15 protein-coding genes are annotated in these 19,768 nt (G+C 69.4%); 12 read left to right on the top strand and 3 right to left on the bottom strand.

Translation table 11 applies throughout. The annotated features are described in order from the left end of the window. Positions 1-41: 41 nt before the first annotated feature. The 11 genes from ligA to ACFQWG_RS08535 all read left to right on the top strand — a co-directional run bounded on the left by ligA (position 42) and on the right by ACFQWG_RS08535 (position 15,266). A complete protein-coding gene (gene ligA / locus ACFQWG_RS08585; protein WP_380974386.1) occupies positions 42-2,423 on the top strand; it encodes an NAD-dependent DNA ligase LigA in 2,382 nt (793 codons plus the stop codon). Between the two features lie 102 nt (positions 2,424-2,525). Beyond that, positions 2,526-3,794 (top strand): phospholipase D-like domain-containing protein, encoded by a 1,269-nt coding sequence (locus ACFQWG_RS08580; RefSeq protein WP_380974383.1) that lies wholly within the window; start codon positions 2,526-2,528, stop codon positions 3,792-3,794. Positions 3,795-3,850: 56 nt separating this feature from the next. Further along, positions 3,851-4,147 carry an Asp-tRNA(Asn)/Glu-tRNA(Gln) amidotransferase subunit GatC gene (gene gatC, locus ACFQWG_RS08575; RefSeq protein ID WP_380974381.1) on the top strand — a complete coding sequence of 99 codons (297 nt, stop codon included), beginning with the start codon at positions 3,851-3,853 and terminating at the stop codon, positions 4,145-4,147. Beyond that, the gene (gene gatA / locus ACFQWG_RS08570) at positions 4,147-5,655 is read left to right on the top strand and encodes an Asp-tRNA(Asn)/Glu-tRNA(Gln) amidotransferase subunit GatA (protein ID WP_380974378.1); all 1,509 of its coding nucleotides are present in this window, start codon (positions 4,147-4,149) and stop codon (positions 5,653-5,655) included. Before gatC ends, gatA begins: the two co-directional genes overlap by 1 nt. After that, the gene (gene gatB, locus ACFQWG_RS08565) at positions 5,655-7,151 is read left to right on the top strand and encodes an Asp-tRNA(Asn)/Glu-tRNA(Gln) amidotransferase subunit GatB (protein ID WP_380976295.1); all 1,497 of its coding nucleotides are present in this window, start codon (positions 5,655-5,657) and stop codon (positions 7,149-7,151) included. Before gatA ends, gatB begins: the two co-directional genes overlap by 1 nt. Positions 7,152-7,405: 254 nt before the next feature. Continuing rightward, entirely contained in the window at positions 7,406-8,737 is a 1,332-nt protein-coding gene (locus tag ACFQWG_RS08560) for an ABC transporter substrate-binding protein (RefSeq protein WP_380974376.1), read from the top strand. Positions 8,738-8,807: 70 nt separating this feature from the next. After that, the gene (locus ACFQWG_RS08555) at positions 8,808-9,836 is read left to right on the top strand and encodes a carbohydrate ABC transporter permease (protein ID WP_380974372.1); all 1,029 of its coding nucleotides are present in this window, start codon (positions 8,808-8,810) and stop codon (positions 9,834-9,836) included. 17 nt (positions 9,837-9,853) lie between these two features. Next, complete coding sequence (locus ACFQWG_RS08550; RefSeq protein WP_380976293.1) at positions 9,854-10,702, top strand: carbohydrate ABC transporter permease; 849 nt, start codon at positions 9,854-9,856, stop codon at positions 10,700-10,702. A 346-nt stretch (positions 10,703-11,048) separates the two neighbouring features. After that, positions 11,049-12,611: an ATP-binding cassette domain-containing protein gene (locus ACFQWG_RS08545; RefSeq protein WP_380974369.1), complete on the top strand. Its 1,563-nt coding sequence runs from the start codon at positions 11,049-11,051 to the stop codon at positions 12,609-12,611. 26 nt (positions 12,612-12,637) lie between these two features. Beyond that, on the top strand, positions 12,638-13,984 hold the full coding sequence (locus tag ACFQWG_RS08540; RefSeq protein WP_380974366.1) for an ABC transporter permease subunit: 1,347 nt from the start codon (positions 12,638-12,640) through the stop codon (positions 13,982-13,984). 139 nt (positions 13,985-14,123) lie between these two features. Then, positions 14,124-15,266: a substrate-binding domain-containing protein gene (locus tag ACFQWG_RS08535; protein ID WP_380974363.1), complete on the top strand. Its 1,143-nt coding sequence runs from the start codon at positions 14,124-14,126 to the stop codon at positions 15,264-15,266. Between the two features lie 145 nt (positions 15,267-15,411). On the opposite strand, the gene ACFQWG_RS08530 is transcribed toward ACFQWG_RS08535, so the two are convergent. Beyond that, complete coding sequence (locus tag ACFQWG_RS08530) at positions 15,412-16,164, bottom strand: ATP-binding cassette domain-containing protein (RefSeq protein WP_380974360.1); 753 nt, start codon at positions 16,162-16,164, stop codon at positions 15,412-15,414. Further along, positions 16,164-17,384, bottom strand: coding sequence for an ROK family transcriptional regulator (locus ACFQWG_RS08525; protein ID WP_380974357.1), 1,221 nt, complete (start codon positions 17,382-17,384; stop codon positions 16,164-16,166). Before ACFQWG_RS08525 ends, ACFQWG_RS08530 begins: the two co-directional genes overlap by 1 nt. A gap of 273 nt (positions 17,385-17,657) precedes the next feature. Here ACFQWG_RS08525 and ACFQWG_RS08520 point away from each other — a divergent pair, with 273 nt between their 5' ends. Next, positions 17,658-18,899, top strand: a complete 1,242-nt coding sequence (locus ACFQWG_RS08520; protein ID WP_380974355.1) for a sugar ABC transporter permease — start codon at positions 17,658-17,660, stop codon at positions 18,897-18,899. A gap of 71 nt (positions 18,900-18,970) precedes the next feature. On the opposite strand, the gene ACFQWG_RS08515 is transcribed toward ACFQWG_RS08520, so the two are convergent. Then, positions 18,971-19,765: a DeoR/GlpR family DNA-binding transcription regulator gene (locus tag ACFQWG_RS08515; protein WP_380974352.1), complete on the bottom strand. Its 795-nt coding sequence runs from the start codon at positions 19,763-19,765 to the stop codon at positions 18,971-18,973. Between the last annotated feature and the right edge of the window lie 3 nt (positions 19,766-19,768).

The raw sequence follows: 19,768 nt of genomic DNA, 5'->3' as shown, positions 1-19,768 counted from the left end.
GCCCCGGCGGTCCTGCCCGTGCCGGATGCAAGAATGGCCCCATGAGCGAGGCGACGTCACGGCAACCGCGGAACGCCCTGGAGGGGGACCCCCACCAGGCGCACATCCGGTGGTCGCAGCTCGCGGACCAGATCGAGGAGGCCCGGCGCGCCTACTACGAGCGCGACGACCCGACCCTGTCCGACGCGGAGTACGACCGGTTGTTCTCGGAGTTGGAGTCTCTCGAACGGGAGCATCCGGAGCTGGCGGGCCCTTCCTCGCCGACGGCGACGGTGGGCGGCGCCCCAAAGGGGTCGTTCGCCCCCGTCGCGCATCAGCGCCCGATGCTGAGCCTCGACGACGTCTTCTCCCTGGAGGAGCTCCACGCCTGGGTCCGGCGCGTCCAGGAGGACACGGGACGGGAACGGGTGCCCATGACGGCGGAGGTCAAGGTCGACGGGCTGGCCATCAGCCTGCTCTACGTCGACGGGCGCCTGGAACGGGCTGCCACCCGCGGAGACGGCCGCGTCGGCGAGGACGTCACGGCGAACGCCCGGACGATCTCGGCCATCCCGGAGCGCCTGACGGGCCGGGGGCACCCCCGCCGCATCGAGGTCCGTGGCGAGGTCTTCTTCCCCACCGCCCGCTTCCAGGAGTTCAACGCCGCCAGGGTCGCGTCCGGAGAACGCGCCTTCGTCAACGCCCGCAATGCGGCCGCCGGTTCGCTGCGCCAGAAGGACCCCTCGATCACGGCCTCGCGCCCCCTGTCGATGGTCGCCCACGGGGTCGGCCTGGTGGAGGCCGGGGACGGGCCGGCGCCCTTCGCCGAGCCCGCGACCCAACACCAGTGGTACCGGCTGCTGGGTGAGTGGGGACTGCCGGTGTCGCCCTACACGACGCTGGTGGAGACCTCGTCGGAGATGGACCGGCGCATCGAGGAGCTCGGCGATCGGCGGTCGGCCCTCGTCCACGAGATCGACGGCGTCGTCTTCAAGGTCGACGATCTGGCCCTCCAGGCCTCGCTGGGCGCGACCTCTCGGGCGCCGCGCTGGGCGGCGGCCTTCAAGTTCCCGCCCCAGGAGGTCAACACGCGGCTGCTCGACATCCGCGTCCAGGTCGGTCGCACGGGCCGCGTCACCCCCTATGGGGTCATGGAGAAGGTCCTCGTCTCAGGCTCCCACGTCCAGCGCGCCACGCTGCACAACGCGCAGGAAGTCGCGCGCAAGGGGGTGCGCATCGGGGACCTCGTCGTGCTGCGCAAGGCCGGCGACGTCATCCCGGAGATCGTCGCCCCCGTCGAGTCCGCCCGCGACGGCTCCGAGCGCCCCTTCGCCATGCCGGCCACCTGCCCGTCGTGCGGCGCGGAGCTGGCGCCGGAGAAGGACGGGGACGTCGACCTGCGCTGCCCGAACACCGCCCACTGCCCCGCTCAGCTCACCGAACGGGTGTCGCACATCGGGTCCCGCGGGGCCCTCGACATCGAGGGGCTGGGGGACGAGGCCGCTCTCGCGCTCACCCAGCCGGAGGCGGACCGCGACGCGGTCGCCGCCGCCTTGGTCGAGGGCCACGGGGTCACCCTGGAGGACGGCACGCGACTGCGCCTGGAAGGCGCGGAGGAGCTGCCCCACGCCCAGCAGCTCGCGGCCGCGGAGGCCCTGCTGCCCGCCCCCCAGCCGCCCGTCCTCACCTCGGAGGGCGCGCTCTTCGACCTCCGGTCCGAGGACCTCCGCGACGTCATGGTGTGGCGCCCCGTCACCGTCGACGGCGAGACGACGGACGACTGGGCGCAGGTCCGGTACTTCTGGACCAAGGCCTGGCGCCGGAGCACCCGGCGCTCCGGGCCCGCCTGGATCCACGTCGACCCGGAGCCCGCGAAGAACCTCCTCCTCATGCTCGAGGAACGCGAGCGCGCGAAGTCGCAACCGCTGTGGCGGGTGCTGGTGGCCCTGTCCATCCGGCACGTGGGTCCGACGGCCGCCCGCGCCCTCGCGGCGCACCTGCCCTCCATGGAGGCGATCCGGGCGGCGGACGCGGACTCCCTCGCCCAGGTCGACGGCGTCGGGGGCGTGATCGCGCAGTCCGTGCACGAGTGGTTCCGGGTCGACTGGCATCGCGAGATCGTCGCCCAGTGGGCCGCCGCAGGGGTGCGGATGGAGGACGAGGCCGCTGAGGAGGTCTCCGACGTGCTCACCGGCCTCACCATCGTCGTCTCGGGCGCCATGCCCGGTTACGACCGCGAGGGCGCGAAGGCGGCGATCGTCGCGCGGGGCGGCAAGGCGGCGGGCTCCGTCTCGAAGCGGACGACGCTGGTCGTCGCCGGCCCGGGCGCCGGGTCGAAGGCGGCGAAAGCCGAGGCGCTGGGCGTCCCCGTCATCGATGAGACCCGTTTCCAGGACCTCCTGGACGGCGGCCTGCCCGCCCTCGGCATCGAGGCTCCCTCCTGAGCCTCGCCGGCGCCCCCGGTCCCGCCTGGCCAGCGGCGTCCCTGCCGGCGGCGCCGCGCTCGTCGATCCCATCCGGGGGCGCGCCACCCGTAGGCTGGGACCATGTCGAGACGATCCTCCTGGCGTGTCACCCATGTGCGGGCCAGCCGCATCCTGCGTGCGACGGCGATCGGCCTGGGCGTGGCCCAGATCGGGGCCGTCGCCGCTGTCTACGCCGTGGACCGCCTGCGCGTCGCCCGCATCCCCGGCGGCACCCACGGCTTCCCCGCCCTGCCCCCCGCTGACACGCCGATCGACGGCAACGTGGTGCGCTCTTACACCGAGGGCCACAGCCTCTACGCCGACATGCTCGAGGCGATCGCCGGGGCCCGCGAGTACATCTACTTCGAGACCTACATCTGGCGCTCGGACCGGGTGGGGCAGCGCTTCAAAGACGCGCTGTACGCGGCGGCCGGCCGAGGCGTGCGCGTCTACGCGATCTACGACGGCTTCGGCGTGCTCAACCAGGATCCCCGGTTCAAGTGGTTCCCCCACCATCCGAACATGCATGTCGTGCGCTTCCCGGAGATCCGGTCGGGGCTGTTCACGGCGAACCTGCGCAAGACGGGGAGGGACCACCGCAAGATCCTCGTCGTCGACGGGGAGGTCGGTTTCGTGGGCGGGTACAACATCGGGGATCGTTTCGCCGACGAGTGGCGCGACACGCATGTGCGGGTGAACGGCCCCGCCGTGTGGGAGCTGGAGAACGGATTCGCCGATTTCTGGAACCACTTCCGGCACCGTCGGCAGCCCGCCCTGCCCGACCAGGGGGCGAGGAAATGGACGGCGGAGGTGACGGCCGCCTTCAACCTCCCCTCCCGTCTGCTGTTCCCCGTGCGGGGCTTGTACCTGGACGCGATGGACCGGGCGACCAGCCGCGTCCTCATCACCTCCGCGTACTTCATCCCCGACCGCGAGATCCTCGACGGGCTGCTGGCCGCCGCCCGCCGCGGGGTGCGCGTGCGCGTCCTCATCCCGGAGTTCTCCAACCACATCCTGGCGGACTGGGTCGCGCGGCCCTACTACGGCTCCTTGCTGCGCGAGGGCATCGAGATCTGGCTCTACCAGCACGCGATGGTCCACTCGAAGACGATGACCGTGGACGGGGTGTGGTCGACGGTGGGCACCGCGAACATCGACCGCCTCTCCCTGCAGGGCAACTTCGAGGTGAACATGCAGTTCTTCTCCGAGGATTTCGCCGCCCGCATGGAGCAGATCTTCGACAACGACCTCACGACCTCACGACGGCTCACCCTGGAGGAATGGGAGCGCCGCGGTGCGCTCACCCGGGTCACCGAGCAGCTGCTGCGCCCCTTCCAGATGATCGTGTGAGACGGGCGGGGAAGACGCCCCCGGAGGGCCCTTCCGGCGCGGGTAGACTGCGGAGCATGTCACGGATCAGCACTGACGAGGTCGCCCGCGTCGCGGGTCTGGCCCGCATCGCCCTGGCGCCGGAGGAGATCCAGCGGATCGCCGGCGAGCTGGACCTCATCGCCGCCTCGGTGGCGAAGGTGTCCGAGGTCGCCACCCCGGACGTCCCCGCCACCTCCCATCCGATTCCCCTGACCAACGTCTGGCGCGAGGACGTCGTCGGCGACACCTTGGACCGCGACGAGGTCCTCTCCCAGGCGCCGGCGGAGGCCTCGGGCATGTTCCTCGTGCCCCAGATCCTGGAGGAGGACTGATGAACGAGCTGCTGCTCAGATCGGCACTCGAACTGGCGGACCTGCTGGCAGCCGGGCGGATCACCTCGGTCGAGCTGACCACCGCCTGCCTGGACCGCATCGACGCGCTCAACGGGCGGGTCAACGCCTTCCTGTACGTCGACCGCGAGGGCGCCCTTGCCGTCGCCGCCGACGTCGATGCGCGCCGCGCCGCTGGGGAGGAGCTGCACCGGCTCGCCGGAGTGCCCATCGCCCTCAAGGACAACATGGTGACCCGGGGCATCCCGACGACCTGCGCCTCGAAGATCCTGGGGGGCTGGCGCCCTCCCTATGATGCGACGGTCGTCGAGACGCTGAAGGCGGCCCGGCTGCCGATTGTCGGCAAGACGAACATGGACGAGTTCGCGATGGGGTCCTCGACTGAGCACTCCGCCTTCGGCCCGACGGGCAACCCGTGGGACCTCACGCGCATCCCGGGCGGCTCCGGCGGCGGCTCGGCGGCCGCCGTCTCCGCGTTCATGGTGCCGCTGGCCCTGGGCTCCGACACCGGCGGCTCGATCCGCCAGCCGGGCGCCGTCACGGGCACCGTCGGCGTCAAGCCGACCTACGGCGCGGTCTCGCGCTACGGGCTGGTCGCGATGGCCTCCTCGCTGGACCAGATCGGCCCGGTGGCCCGCACGGTGGCGGACGCCGCGGCACTCCAGGAGCTCATCGGCGGCTGGGATCTGCGCGACTCGACGTCGCTGCGCGAACCGGTGCCGGCGCTGCTTGACGCCACCCGGGCCGTCCACGGGGCCGGGACCGTGGAGGGCCTGCGCGTGGGGGTCGTCAGGGAGCTCTCCGGCGAGGGTTACCAGCCCGAGGTCCTCGCGGCCTTCCGCGCCACCGTCGAGCGGCTGCGCGGCGCGGGAGCAGAGATCGTCGAGGTCTCCTGCCCGAGCTTCGACTACGCGCTCGCGGCCTACTACCTCATCATGCCGGCCGAGGCGTCCTCGAACCTGGCCCGCTTCGACGGCATGCGCTACGGGATCCGGGTGGAGCCCTCCGAGGGGACGGTCACCGCCGAGCGCGTCATGGCCGCCACCCGCGAGGCCGGTTTCGGGGACGAGGTCAAACGGCGCATCATCCTGGGCACCCACGTCCTGTCCGCCGGCTACTACGACGCCTACTACGGTTCGGCGCAGAAGGTCCGCACGCTCATCCAGCGGGACTTCGACCGGGTGTTCGCCGACGTGGACGTCCTGGTCAGTCCGACGGCCCCGACCACGGCATTCAAGTTCGGGGACAAGATCTCCGACCCGATGGCGATGTACCTCAACGACATCGCCACCATCCCCGCGAACCTGGCCGGCGTCCCGGCGATGTCGGTGCCCAACGCGGTGGCGGACGACGGGCTGCCCGTCGGCTTCCAGGTGATCGCGCCGGCGCGCCGGGACGAGAAGATGTACGAGGTCGCCCAGCTGGTCGCGGACCTCAGCGACGACGTCGCGGCTGCCTCGCCCGCGGCCCGGTGGGAGGAGAGCAAGTGATGGACGATCTGATGGAGTACTGCGAGGCGACCTCTCATTTCGACCCGGTGCTGGGCATCGAGGTCCATGTCGAGCTGGGGACGGCGACGAAGATGTTCGACGCCGCGCCCAACGCCTTCGGTGGGGACCCCAACACCTACGTCACGCCCGTGTCGCTGGGGCTGCCCGGATGCCTGCCGGTGGTCAACCACAAGGCGGTCGAGTACGCGATCAGGATCGGCTTGGCGCTCAATTGCGAGATCGCGCCCTACTGCCGTTTCGCGCGCAAGAACTACTTCTACCCGGATCTCACCAAGGCGTTCCAGACCAGCCAGTACGACGAGCCCATCGCCCATGACGGATGGATCGACGTGGAGCTGGAGGACGGCTCGCTGTTCCGCGTGGAGATCGAGCGCGCCCACATGGAGGAGGACGCCGGCAAGAACACCCACATCGGCGGCGCCGAGGGCCGGATCCAGGGCGCCGACCACTCGCTGGTGGACTACAACCGGGCGGGGGTGCCCCTCGTCGAGATCGTCACGCGCCCCATCGTGGGCGCAGGCGCCCGGACGCCGGAGGTCGCCCGCGCCTACGTGCAGACCCTGCGCGACACATTCAGGGCGCTGGGCGTGTCCGAGGCGCGCATGGAGCGCGGCAATGTGCGCGCCGACATCAACGTCTCGCTGCGTCCCACTCCCGAGGACCCGCTGGGCGTGCGTTCGGAGACGAAGAACGTGAACTCCTTCCGCGGCATCGAGCGCACGGTGCGTTTCGAGATCCAGCGGCAGGCGGCGATCCTCTCCCGTGGCGGCGCCGTCGTCCAGGAGACCCGGCACTTCCACGAGGAGGACGGGTCGACGTCCTCGGGCCGGGAGAAGTCCGACGCGGAGGACTACCGCTATTTCCCCGAACCCGACCTGGTTCCCGTCGCCCCGCCGCGCGAATGGGTGGAGGAGCTGCGTCGTGGGCTGCCGGAGCTCCCGGTGGCCAAGCGGCGTCGCCTGAGGGCCGAGTGGGGCTTCTCCGACGCCGAGATGCGCGACGCCGTCAACGCGGGGGCCGTGGACCTCATCGATGCCACGGTCGCCGCCGGCGCCTCGCCCGCCAGTGCCCGCAAGTGGTGGATGGGGGAGCTCGCGCGCCAGGCCAAGGACACGGACGCTGCCCTGGAGGATCTGGCGGTCACACCGGCTCAGGTCGCGCAACTGCAGGGCCTGGTCGACTCGGGCCGTCTCACCGACAAGCTGGCGCGCCAGGTCCTCGACGGCGTGCTCGCCGGCGAGGGCGACCCGGAGCAGGTCGTGGCGTCCCGTGGACTGGAGGTCGTCTCCGACGACGGGGCGCTGCGCTCCGCCGTCCAGGATGCCATCGACGCGAACCCAGCGATCGTCGCGAAGATCCGCGGCGGCAAGGTGCAGGCGGCCGGCGCCCTGGTCGGAGCCGTCATGAAGGCGACTCGCGGCCAGGCCGACGCTGCCCGCGTCCGCGAACTCATCGCGGAGATGGTGGCCGGCTGAGGACGCGGCCCCTCCCCTCTGGCGGCGCCCCGTCCCAAAGCCGGGGCGCCGCCTCATGCGCGCGCCGGGGCGGATCGGCCGCCGCGATGTCACGATTTGGTGTCTGACGGGCAACGATCGGCGAATGGCCCGGTGGCGGTCCGAGAGCGCTCTTATGCTGGACGCGGGCACACGGTCGTGCCCGCCACCGTCCGTGACGCCGGGCGGTGAAGCGCAGGGGGCTATGGGGCCCCCGCCACCGAGGGAGGTATGTGATGCGCAGAGGAATCGCGGTGATCGGCACGGCGGCGCTCGCCATGACGCTGGTCGCCTGCTCGGGGGGAGGCGGCGGCGAGAGCGCCAGCGGCGGCGCGGAGTCGGACGGAGGGACCTCGACGGGCGCGGCCGCCTGGGAGGGCGACGACAGCGAGGTCCAGGTCATGACCTGGTGGGAGTCCGGGTCGGAGAAGGAGGGCCTCCAAGCGCTGCAGAAGGTCTTCGAGGAGAAGTTCCCGGACACGGAGTTCGTCAACGCGGCCATCGCCGGCGGCGGCGGCTCGCAGGCCAAGCAGAAGCTGGCGGCCGACCTGGCCGCCGGCAACCCGCCCGACACCTTCCAGGCGCACGCCGGCGCCGAGATGACGGACTACATCGAGGCGGGGCAGGTGGAGGACCTCACGGGGCTCTATGACGAGCTGGGCCTCGACAAGGCCTTCCCGCAGGACCTGCTCGACCGCCTGACGATGGACGGGAAGATCTACTCCGTCCCCTCGAACATCCACCGGGCGAATGTCGTGTGGGCGAACCCGACGGTCCTCAAGGACTCCGGTGTCGATCCCGACGCGGTGCCGGCCGACATCGACGCGTGGATCGCGGACATGGAGAAGATCAAGGCGGCCGGGTACACCCCGATCACCGTGGGATCCGCGTGGACCCAGACGGAGCTCTTGGAGACCATCCTCATCGCCGACCTCGGCGCGGACGGCTACAACGGGCTCTTCGACGGGACCACGGACTGGGCCTCGGCGGATGTGACGGCGGCCCTGGAGCACTTCGCGACGATCATGTCCTACACGGACTCCTCGCTGTACGCGGAGGACTGGGAGCCCGCCATGCAGCCCGTCGTGGACGGCAAGGCGGCCTACAACGTCATGGGCGACTGGGTGTACCTGGGTCTGACGTCGCAGGGCAAGACGCTGGGGACGGACATCATCGAGTTCCCGGTCCCGGGCAACGACGGCGTCTACGACTTCCTCGCGGACTCCTTCACGCTCCCGGTCGGGGCGGCCCACCCGGGCGGCGCCCGCGACTGGCTCGAGACGATCTCCTCGAAGGAGGGGCAGATCGCCTTCAACTCGGTCAAGGGCTCCATCCCTGCCCGGTCGGATCTGTCCGAGGACGAGCTCGCCGGCTTCTCCGACTACCAGCGCGAGGCGATGGACTCCTTCGCCAATGACACGATCGTCTCCTCGATCGCGCACGGCGCCGCCGTGTCGGTCACGGTGTCCAGCGCGATCAACGACGCGGTGATGAAGTTCGCCCAGGGCGGCACCGATGTGGCCGGCCTGCAGGAGGAGCTGGTCGCCGCCGCCGCGGGCATCGGCTGAGCACCGTCGTTCCCGTCCATCGATGCGGGGGCGGCGCCCTTGGGGGACGCCGCCCCCGCCGAGGAGCATCATGTCCACCGAATCCTCAAGCCATCTTCCACCGTCCCCGGTCCCATCCGGACCCTCCGCCCGGCATGCAGGGACGCCCTCGTCGCCCGCGCCGCGCCGTACCCCGCCCCCGCGGCGCCGGAGATCGCTGCGCGACCGCGCGGGACGATACGGCCCCCCGCTGCTCCTCATCTCGCCCTCGCTGCTCCTCATCGGGGTGTTCGTCTACGGGCTCATCGTCTCCAACGCCCACACCTCCATGACGGACCAGCACACCGTGGCGCAGGCAACGGGAGCGAAACGCTGGGTCTTCGTCGGACTCGACAACTATGCGGACCTGCTCACGAGCCGCGACTTCCAGCACTCGCTGATCAACCTGCTGCTGTACACGCTCGCGTTCCTCGCGGGCACGCTGGTCGTCGGGTTCCTCTGGGCCTGGCTGCTGGACAAGCCGATCAAGGGGGAGGGCTTCTTCCGCTCGACCTTCCTGTTCCCGATGGCCGTGTCCTTCGTGGCCTCCGGCGTCGTGTGGCGCTGGCTCCTCAACTCCGCCCAAGACGAGAGGGCGAGCGGACTCAACCGGCTGTTCCAGATGATCGGCCTGGGCTTCCTCCAGAACTCGTGGACGCAGAACATCACATTCGGCGTCCTCGCCATCGCGCTGCCCGCGATCTGGCAGCTGTCGGGATACGTCATGTCCCTGTTCCTCGCGGGGTTCCGCGGCGTGCCGGAGGACCTGCGAGAGGCGGCCCGCGTGGACGGCGCCTCCGAATGGCAGATCTACCGCCGGGTGATCTTCCCGAGCCTCACGCCGGTCGCCCTGTCTGCGGTCGTCATCATCGGGCACATGTCCCTGAAGTCGTTCGACCTCATCATGAACATCACGGATCAGCGGACCTACTCGACCAAGGTCCCTGCGATCGACATGTACAACTACGTGACCAGCGGCGACTATGCGAACGCGGCCGCGGTGGGCATGATCCTGCTCATCGTCATCGCGATCCTCGTCGTGCCCTACCTGGTCCACGACTCCCGGGAGCGTGCGAAGTGAGCGCCGCGCAGCCTCCGATCCCGCCCGGGCGCAAGGTCCGCACGGAGTCGACGGCCGGGCGCTCGGTGCGCTACGCCCTGCTCATCCTCTCCCTGGCGATCGTCCTCATCCCCGTCTACGTCCTCGTCGTCACCTCGTTCAAGGGCGTGGGCGACGCGGACCCCTCGCGCACCTGGGCGCTGCCCCAGACCTGGTCGGCGGCCAATTGGGCGAAGGCCTGGACCGCGCTGTGGCCGGCGATCCTGCGCACGTTCGCGCTGGTCGTCCCCTCCTCGCTGATCTCCGCGATGCTGGGCTCGGCCAACGGCTACGTCCTGTCCCGGTGGCGCTTCCCGGGCTCGAACGCGGTGTTCACGCTGATCCTGTTCGGTATGTTCCTGCCCTATCAGGCCGTCATGATCCCGTTGCTCAAGATCATCCTGGCGATGGACCTGCCGCAGGGGATCCCCACCCTGATCTTCCTCCACGTCGTCTACGGGATCCCGATCACCACGCTGATCTTCCGCAACTATTACGAGTCCGTTCCGATGGAGCTCATCGAGGCCTCGAAGGTCGACGGCGCGGGGATGCTGCGCACCTATTGGTCGGTGGTGCTGCCGATCTCGGTCCCGTCCTTCGTGGTGGTCCTGATCTGGCAGTTCACCTCGGCCTGGAACGACTTCCTGTTCGCCCTGTTCTTCGGCGGCGGCGCGACGAGGGGCCCGGTCACCCTGGCGCTGAACAATCTGGCGAACGGCTCGATCCTCACCGAGTACGGCGCCTCCATGGCCGGCGCGCTCATCGCGTCCTTCCCGACCCTGGTCGTCTACATCCTGCTGGGCAAGTACTTCGTGCGCGGCATGATGGCAGGCTCCGTCAAGGGGTAGAGGAGCCCCTCTGCGCCTCCGGCGAGGGCGCCGCCGGCGGTCCGCCCGGCTCCTTGGCGAGCGGTCCCATCCGGGGAGTCCGCGTGTCCGCGCCGATACGGCCGAGGGGCGAGGCGTCGGGCGAAACCGCAGGTCGCCGCCGCAGGCCCGTCTCCATGGGTGACCGGATCCCGTCGAGGAGGAAGGGCCTGGCTTCATTGACTTCATGACATGAAGCCAATGTTGCAGTTCGGTTACGGAACCTGAATTCTGACGCTATGCTGGCTGCGGATCGTGCAGACTCGGTCCAGCGACGGGCGCAATGGAGCCCACCGACACACGCGGACACTGGTTCATCGGAGAATTCATGGCAGCACACAGAAGCGAGCGCCTCATCCTCGAGATGCGGCACATCACGAAGGTCTTCCCGGGCGTCATCGCCCTCGACGACGTCAACATGAACGTCCACGCCGAGGAGATCCACGCCATCTGCGGGGAGAACGGGGCAGGCAAGTCCACCCTGATGAAGGTCCTCTCCGGCGTCCACCCCCACGGGTCCTACGAGGGGCAGATCCTCTTCGAGGGGAAGGAGGTGCAATTCGGGAGCATCCGGGACTCGGAGCAAGCGGGCATCGTCATCATCCACCAGGAACTGGCGCTGATCCCCCTCCTGTCGATCGCCGAGAACATGTTCATGGGCAACGAGTTCAAGACGAGGCTGGGCGCCATCGACTGGCACGAGACGCGCAAGCAGGCCAGGAAGTACATGGCCGAGGTCGGCCTGGACGAGGACCCGGACACCCTGATCAAGGATATCGGCGTCGGCAAGCAGCAGTTGGTCGAGATCGCGAAGGCGCTGGCCAAGGACGTCAAGCTCCTCATCCTCGACGAGCCCACCTCCGCGCTCAACGAGGAGGAGTCCGAGCATCTCCTGGAGATCATGCGCAAGCAGCGCGAACGCGGCGTCACCATGATCATGATCTCCCACAAGCTCGAGGAGATCGCGGAGATCGCCGACGCCGTCACCGTCATCCGCGACGGGCGGACCGTGGGGGAGTTGGACGCAGCCGACGGCCCCCTGGACCAGGACGAGATGATCCGCCTGATGGTGGGGCGCCCCCTGGACCGCAGGTACCCGGAGCACACCTCCAGCATCGGGGATGTGAAGTTCGAGGTCCGCGACTGGTGGGTGCGCCACCCGATCAACACGGACCGCTGGGTGTGCAAGGGATCGAACCTGCAGGTGCGCGCCGGGCAGATCGTCGGCCTCGCCGGCCTCATGGGGGCGGGCCGCACGGAGCTGTGCCGCTCCCTGTTCGGGCGCTCCTACGGAATCTACGAGTCCGGGGACATGCTCATCGACGGGCGCAAGGTCGTCGCGGCCTCCGTCCCCCAGGCGATCGACTCGGGCCTGGCGTACCTGTCGGAGGACCGCAAGCTGCTCGGCCTCAATCTCCTGGACAACATCTACCAGTCGGTTATCTCGGCGAAGCCCTCCAAGATCGTCCGCCATGGGGCGATGGATCTCCACCAGGCCAGGAAGGAGTCCGAGCGCTACCGCCAGGACCTGCGCATCAAGGCGCCGTCGGTGGCGACGGGCGTCGGCACCCTCTCGGGCGGCAACCAGCAGAAGGTCGTCCTGGCGAAGTGGATGTTCACGGACCCGGAGGTCATGATCCTCGACGAGCCCACCCGAGGGATCGACGTGGGCGCCAAGTACGAGATCTACACCTTCATCCAGGCCCTGGCCGACGCCGGCAAGGCCGTCATCGTCATCTCCTCGGAGCTCCCCGAGCTCCTGGGCATCACCGATCGCATCTACACGATCTTCGAGGGCGAGGTCACCGGTTCGATGCCGACGGCCCAGGCCGATCAGGAGTCGCTGATGCGCCTGATGACCTCCTCCCCGACCAGGGCGCGCATCGCCTGACCATCAACGAAGGAAAAAGCACTTCAATGAAAAAGAACATCAAAGCGATCTTCGGTGGTGACTTCCGCCAGTTCGCCATGATCTTCGCCCTGATCATCATCGCCCTCTTCTTCCAGTGGCAGACCGGCGGCAAGGTCTTCCAGTCCCAGAACCTCATGAACCTCGTCATGACCAACGCCTACGTCCTGGTCCTGGCCATGGGCATGGTGCTCGTCATCATCGCCGGGTCCATCGATCTGTCGGTCGGCTCGGTCGCCGCCGTCGTCGGGATCGTCGTGGCGATCATGACGACCAACCACGGGCTCAATCCATGGCTCGGCATCCTGCTCGGCATCGCCGTCGGACTGCTCATCGGCGCCTGGCAGGGGTTCTGGGTCGGGATCTGGGGCATCCCCGCCTTCGTCGTCACCCTGGCCGGCATGATGCTCTTCCGCGGGATGAACCAGGCGATCGGCAACTCGATGTCCGTGCCCGTCCCGCAGCTCTACACGACGCTGGGAGCGGGCTACCTGCCCGACTTCGGCCCGTTCAACTTCAACATGTGGACGATGATCCTGGCCACCGTCGCCGTCCTCGCCCTGGTCTGGAACGAGTTCAAGTCCCGCCGCCAGCAGGCCGAGGTCGAGGCCGACCTGCCCCCCGTCTGGGTGCCCATCACGCGCCTGGTCGTCCTGGGGGCCGTCATCTTCGGCATCATGTGGATCTTCGCGACCGGCCGGCCGGGCACGTCCTTCCCGATCCCGGGCCTCATCGCGGTCGTCCTCGCCCTCGTGTACTCGTTCATCTCGAACCGCACGGTCATCGGCCGTTCCGTCTACGCGGTCGGCGGCAACCGGGCGGCCGCCGAGCTGACGGGCGTCCAGGTGAAGAGGACGAACTTCTTCATCATGATCAACATGGCGTTCCTCTCCGCGATCGCTGGCATCCTCTTCATCGGGCGCGCGACCTCGTCGGGCCCCGCGGACGGCAACCTGTGGGAGATGGACGCGATCTCGTCGGTGTTCATCGGCGGAGCGGCGGTGGCCGGAGGCGTCGGCACGATCATGGGCACCATGGTCGGCGCTCTCGTCATCGCCTTCCTCAACAACGGCCTGCAGCTCATGGGCGTCGGCGCGGACTGGACGCAGATGATCAAGGGCCTGGTCCTGCTCATCGCCGTAGCCGTCGACGTCTACTCCAAGCGGCAGGGCCGGCGCTCGGTTATCGGCATGTTCCAGAACGCCCGACGCAACCAGCGCGAGATCCGCGAGACCGAGAAGGCCGTCGCCGAGGGCAAGGTCGACGACGCCGTCGCGGCCGCCGACCGGGCGTCCGCTCCCGGCACCGAGACGGTGTTCACACAGACTCCCGGTGGGACTCCGAAGCAGGAGTGACATCGGGCGGGGGAGGCGGCGACGTCTCCCCCCACTGGGGGCACAGCGCTGTCCCACCATCCCACACACGCGGTCGAGCCGGAACGGACAGCGTTCGTCGAGCTCCGGCAGCCGCTCGATCACTCGAAGAAGGAAGCACATGAGAACTCTCACCAAGGTGGCCTCCGTGACGGCCGCGGCGGCGATGGCACTGGCACTCGGCGCCTGCAGCGGCGGCGGACGGTCGGACACGTCGTCGGGGTCGACGGAGGGCGAGTCGGGCGGAGCCTCGACCGGGTCCGGCGACGTCTCCATCGGCGTCGCGCTGCCCCAGAAGACCTCGCAGAACTGGGTCGAGGCCGAGCAGATGTTCAACGACGACTGCGACGCCGCGGGGGTCACCTGCCAGGTCCAGTTCGCGAACTCCGGCGTCAACGAGCAGCAGAGCCAGATCTCCGCCATGGTCGAGAACGGCGTCGACGTCCTCATCATCGGCGCCATCGACGGCTCCCAGCTGGGCACCCAGGTCAAGGCCGCGCGCGATGCCGGCATCAAGGTCATCGCCTACGACCGCCTGCTGACGAACACGACGGACATCGACTACTACATCGCCTACGACAACTTCGGCGTCGGCCAGCTTCAGGGCCAGTCGCTGCTGGAGGGACTCGAGGCCAAGGCGGGCAACTCCCCCTGGGACATCGAGCTGTTCGCGGGCTCGCCGGACGACTCGAACTCGACGAAGTTCTTCAACGGGGCCATGGACACGCTCCAGCCGAAGATCGACGACGGCACGCTCGTCGTGAAGTCGGGGCAGACCGAGTTCAGCCAGGCCGCCACCCAGGGCTGGCTGCCGGCCAACGCCCAGAACCGCATGTCCTCGCTCCTCACCGCCAATTACACCGGCGATGAGGTGCCGGACGGCGTCCTGTCCCCGAACGACACGCTGGCCCGCGCCATCATCACGGCCGTCGACCAGGCCGGCAAGCCGATCCCGGTCGTCACGGGCCAGGACTCCGAGGACGAGTCCGTGACCTGGGTCGTCCAGGGCAAGCAGTACTCGACGATCTACAAGGACACCCGTCCGCTCGTCCAGGGCGCCATCGACCTGGCCATCGCCGTCGCGGGCGGCGAGACGGATCCGAGCGTCGACAACGCGACGGTCGACAAGGAGCAGTACGAGTCGCAGGAGGGCAACCCCGTGACCTCCTACCTGCTCACCCCGCAGATCGTGACGGCAGACAACGCCGCCGAGGTCTACGCGAGCGACTCGCACCGCATGGAGCTGGTCGACGCCGCCAAGTGAGCGGCAGACGCTGAGGCGGCCGGCCGTCCCGGGGAGGTCTCTCCGGGATGTCCGGCCGCCTCGTCGTCACTGATGGGGGCGCCGGCGGCTCGCCACGCCCATTCGGGCCTTTGACGGGCGTCTGCATCCTCGTTCGGGGGCCGTGCTACCGGCGGATCCGGGTGGCTCCCGTCATGGCGGCGATGACGTCCTCGTAGGACGCCTCGCGCGCGTCGAAGGAGCCGTTGCTGCGGCCGTGGCGCAGGACCTCGATGCGGTCGGCGATGGCGCGGACGTCGGTGAGGTTGTGCGAGATGAAGATGACGCCCAGGCCCAGGTCGCGCAGGCTCAGGATGTGGGTGAGGACCTCGGCCGTCTGGGTGACCGACAGGGAGGCGGTCGGTTCGTCCAGGATGACCAGGCGCGGGTCGGCGACCAGGGTGCGCGCGATGGCCACGCACTGGCGCTGGCCGGCGGAGAGCTGGAACAGGGGCGTGCGCACGTCCGGGATGCGGCTGTTGAGGCGGTCGAGGAACTCGCGGGCCTGCTGCTCCATGGCCTCCTCGTCCAGCAGGCGCCCCGATCGGATCTCGCGGCCCAGGAAGATGTTGGATGTGACGTCCAGGTTCTCACACAGGGCGAGCTCCTGGAACACGGTCGCGATCCCCAGCTGGTGGGCGACACCGGTGGAGGGGATGTCGACGGCCCGCCCGTCGAGCCGGATGACACCGGAGGTCGGGGAGTAGACGCCGGCGATCATGCGAGCCACGGTCGACTTCCCGGCGGCGTTGTCGCCGACGAGGGCGACGACCTCGTGCCGGTTGACGACGAGGTCGAGGTCGACGACGGCCTCGATGGCGCCGAAGCGCTTGGTCACCGACTCCAGCGCGAGCAGGGGAGTCTCGTCAGGATCGCGCATCACTTCTCCTCCTGGGTCGGGGACGGCGAGGACGCCCGGTCCGAAGACGGCTGACCCGCGTAGGGCTGGCCGAAACGGTCCATGGCCAGCGCGAGCGCTCCCATGGACTCGGCCCGGTCGCCGAGGATGGACGGCAGGACGTCGATGTCGGCGGAGGCCAGCATCGGCCGACCGCGCACCGCGTCGCGGATGGGTGCGAGGAGCACGTCGCCGACCTGGGCAAGCTCGCCACCGACGACGATACGCTGCGGATCCGTCCAGGTGGACAGATCGGCGAGGGCGGTGCCGATCGCCGATCCCGCGTCGGCGATGACCTGGCGGCACCCGGGATCGCCCTCGATCGCCAACGAGATGACGTCGTGGAGCGTGAGCGGGCCCCGCGAGATGCGCAGGGAGTCGACCAGCGCGTCCGCGCCGACGACGGTGTTGAGGCAACCGCGGCCCCCGCACTGGCAGATGGCGCCCTGCGGATCCACCTGGACATGGCCGATCTCGCCGGCCGTGCCGCGCTGGCCGCGGTGGATGCGGCCGTCGATGAGGATCCCGGCGCCCGTCTGGTAGGAGGCGCGCACGTAGACGCCCTCGTGGCACCCGCGCAGGGCGCCATAGCGGGCCTCGGCCAGGGCCCCCATGTTCGCGTCGTTGTCCACCACGACGCGGTGCCCGAGTCTGCGCGAGAGCACGTCGCGGACGTCGACGTCATCCCAGTCCCGCATGATCCCGCGTACCGAGACGCGCTGCGTATCGGGGTCGATGGGAGCGGGCAGGGCGACGCCGATGCCGACGATCTCGGGCAGCTCAGCGCCCAGCCCCTCGACGAGCTCCATGATGAGCAGCGAGGTCCGGTCCAGCGTCGTGTCCACACGGTGGTCGACGGGCAGGGGGAACACCTGGCCGGCGGTGACGTCCTGAGTGGCATCCGAGACGTCGATGCGCAGGGTCCGCCGGCCGATGTAGACCCCGACGGCCAGTCCCGTGCGCCTGGCGAGCGTCACCATCTGCGCACGGCGTCCCGATCGGACGGTGTTCTGGGTCTGGACGACTCCCTGGGCGGTCAGCTGTTTGACGATGTTGGAGATCGTGGCTGGTGACAGGCCCGTCGCGGCGGCCAGCTCGACCTGGGTGATGTGGCCATAGCGTTTGACGGTGTCGACGACCCGGGCGCTGTTGGCCTCGCGGAGCGACGCCTGCGACCCGGTGGGCCCGACACTTCCATCCACGGCCCCAAAGTAGCAGTTTCCGCCCCGTGGAAGGCTCGGATCCGGTCGGTGGCGCGGCCCCGGGGCTTCCTTCCCGGCGAGCACCCGCTCCCTCCGCACACGCGCCGCGGGCCTCTCCTGCGCCGGAAGGGCCGCGCCCCCGGGGGAGGTGCGCGGATCGCGGCACTCGCTCATCTAGGATGTGGTCTGGGCCATGAGGGATCGTCCCCTCCCCGGCCAGGCTCCGAGCGGGGTGCCGGGGGCGGACGGACACCAAGGGAGGTCGCCAGGCGCATGAGGTTCCTTCGGCAGCTGTTCGGGTCGACCCTGCACCAGTACGTGATGGCCGTCGTGCTGGCCGTCCTCGTCGTCGTCCTCAACGTCGCCTCCGGCGGGAGGATGCTCACGCCGTCGAACCTGCAGAACCTCGTGACCTCGAACGCCTATGTCCTGGTCCTGGCCATCGGCATGGTCCTGGTCGTCGTCATCGGCCAGATCGACCTGTCGGTGGGCTCCGTCGCGGCGGTCGTCTCGATGTCCGTGGCGCTGCTGATGAACAGGGCGGGCCTGCCGTGGTGGGCCGGTCTGCTGGCCGGCGTCGCCATGGGGGCCGCGATCGGGGCCTTCCAGGGGTTCTTCCTGGCCCGAGCGGGCATCCCCGGATTCATCACCACGCTGGCCGGCATGATGATCTTCCGGGGCATCGCGCAGTGGGAGTCGGGTGCCCTGTCGGTGCCGGTGCCCGAGCAATTCGTCTATCTCGGAGCCGGGTACCTCCCCGAGTGGGGCCCCACCTGGACGGGGATGAACAACTCGACGCTCGTGCTCGGGATCGTGGTCGCCGCGCTGCTCGGCGTCAGGCAGCAGACGTCCTACCGTCGCCACGTCTCCAGACTGGGCGGCGAGGTCCAGAACTGGATCCCGAACACGCGAACCGCTTTGGTGGTCCTGGTGGTCGGATGGCTGACCTGGCTGTTCGGGAGCGGGCGGCCCACCACATCCTTCCCAGTCCCTGGTCTGATCGTGCTGGTCCTCGTCCTCGTCTACCACCTCGTCACCCAGCGCACCGCGTTCGGGCGCCACATCTACGCGGTGGGCGGCAACTCCGTCGCCGCGTCGTTGTCCGGGGTGGACATCCGGCGCGTCCAGTTCGCCGTCATGGTGAACATGGGCGTGCTGTCGGCGCTCGCGGGGATGATGTTCGCGGGCCGTTCCACCGCAGCGGGCCCGCAGGACGGGAGCCTGTGGGAGCTCGATGCCATCGCCGCCGTCTTCGTGGGCGGAGCCGCGGTGGGCGGAGGCGTCGGCACCGTCCTCGGCGGCGTGCTGGGCGGCCTGGTCATGGCGGTCCTCAACAACGGGCTGCTGCTACTGGGCGTGGGATCCGATCTCTCGCGCACCATCAAGGGAATCGTGCTGCTGATCGCCGTGTGCATCGACCTGTACCTGCGGCGCAAGGACCGCCCCTCGATCGCCGGTCGGCTGTTCGCAGGCGTCCAGCTCAATCGCACGCCCTCGCCCGCGCCCCTGTCCTGAGCCTGCCCGGAGAGGCGCCGGAGCGGACACCGGACATTCGGGCGGCTTCTCCCGCCCGAGGACGCCGCGTCTCAGGGCTGTGGGGCGGCGATGAGGCACTCGACGGCGTTGCGGTGGAGTGTCTCCAAGAGTTCGGCGCCGGGATCGTCATCGGTGACGATGACGTCAATGCGATCCCATCCGCACAGGCGTACCGGTGCCGACGCGGCGAGCTTGGAGCTGTCCACGACCAGTACTACCCGATCTGAGATGTCCATGAGGGCCTCCTTGAGCCCGCGCTCGACGTCGACAGAGGCGTAGACGCCGCGGGCGTCCACCGCTGCGGCTCCAAGGAAAAAGGTGGCTGCCCTCAGGCCGGCCGCTTCCGTTGTTCCTGCGGATCCGACGAGGGCGCGGCTCGGGCGGTAGACCTCTCCCCCCAGCACGATCGCTTTGACCAGCGGGCGTTGCTCGGCGAAACCGATCACAGGGATGGAGTGCGTGATGATCGTTCCAACGAAGCTCTCGGGCAGGGAAACAGCCACCTGAAGGGCTGTCGTGCCCGCATCAATGACCAGGGTGTCATGCGGATCGATGTCGCGTGCGGCAGCCGCTCCGATCCGTGCCTTCTGCTCAGCCGACCGAGTGGTGCGTTGTGTGTATTCGAACGTCGAACTGATAGCGCTGTCCGGTCCCCGTAACGCTCCATGCAGTCGGACGACCTCCCCTGTATGGGCCAGTGCGTCAGCATCGCGTCGAATCGTCATGTCCGAGACTCCCAGATCGAGCGCAAGCTCGGAGATGGTCACGGCCCCATATGTCCGAACTCGCTCAACGATGCGTGAACGGCGCCGCTCGACAGATGCCGTGCGGGTGTCGGCTGTCATCTT

Source organism: Schaalia naturae (assembly GCF_042665795.1).
Lineage (GTDB): Bacteria > Actinomycetota > Actinomycetes > Actinomycetales > Actinomycetaceae > Pauljensenia > Pauljensenia naturae.
Note: the sequence above shows the minus strand (reverse complement) of the source record. Positions and strands in the feature narration are given on the sequence as shown.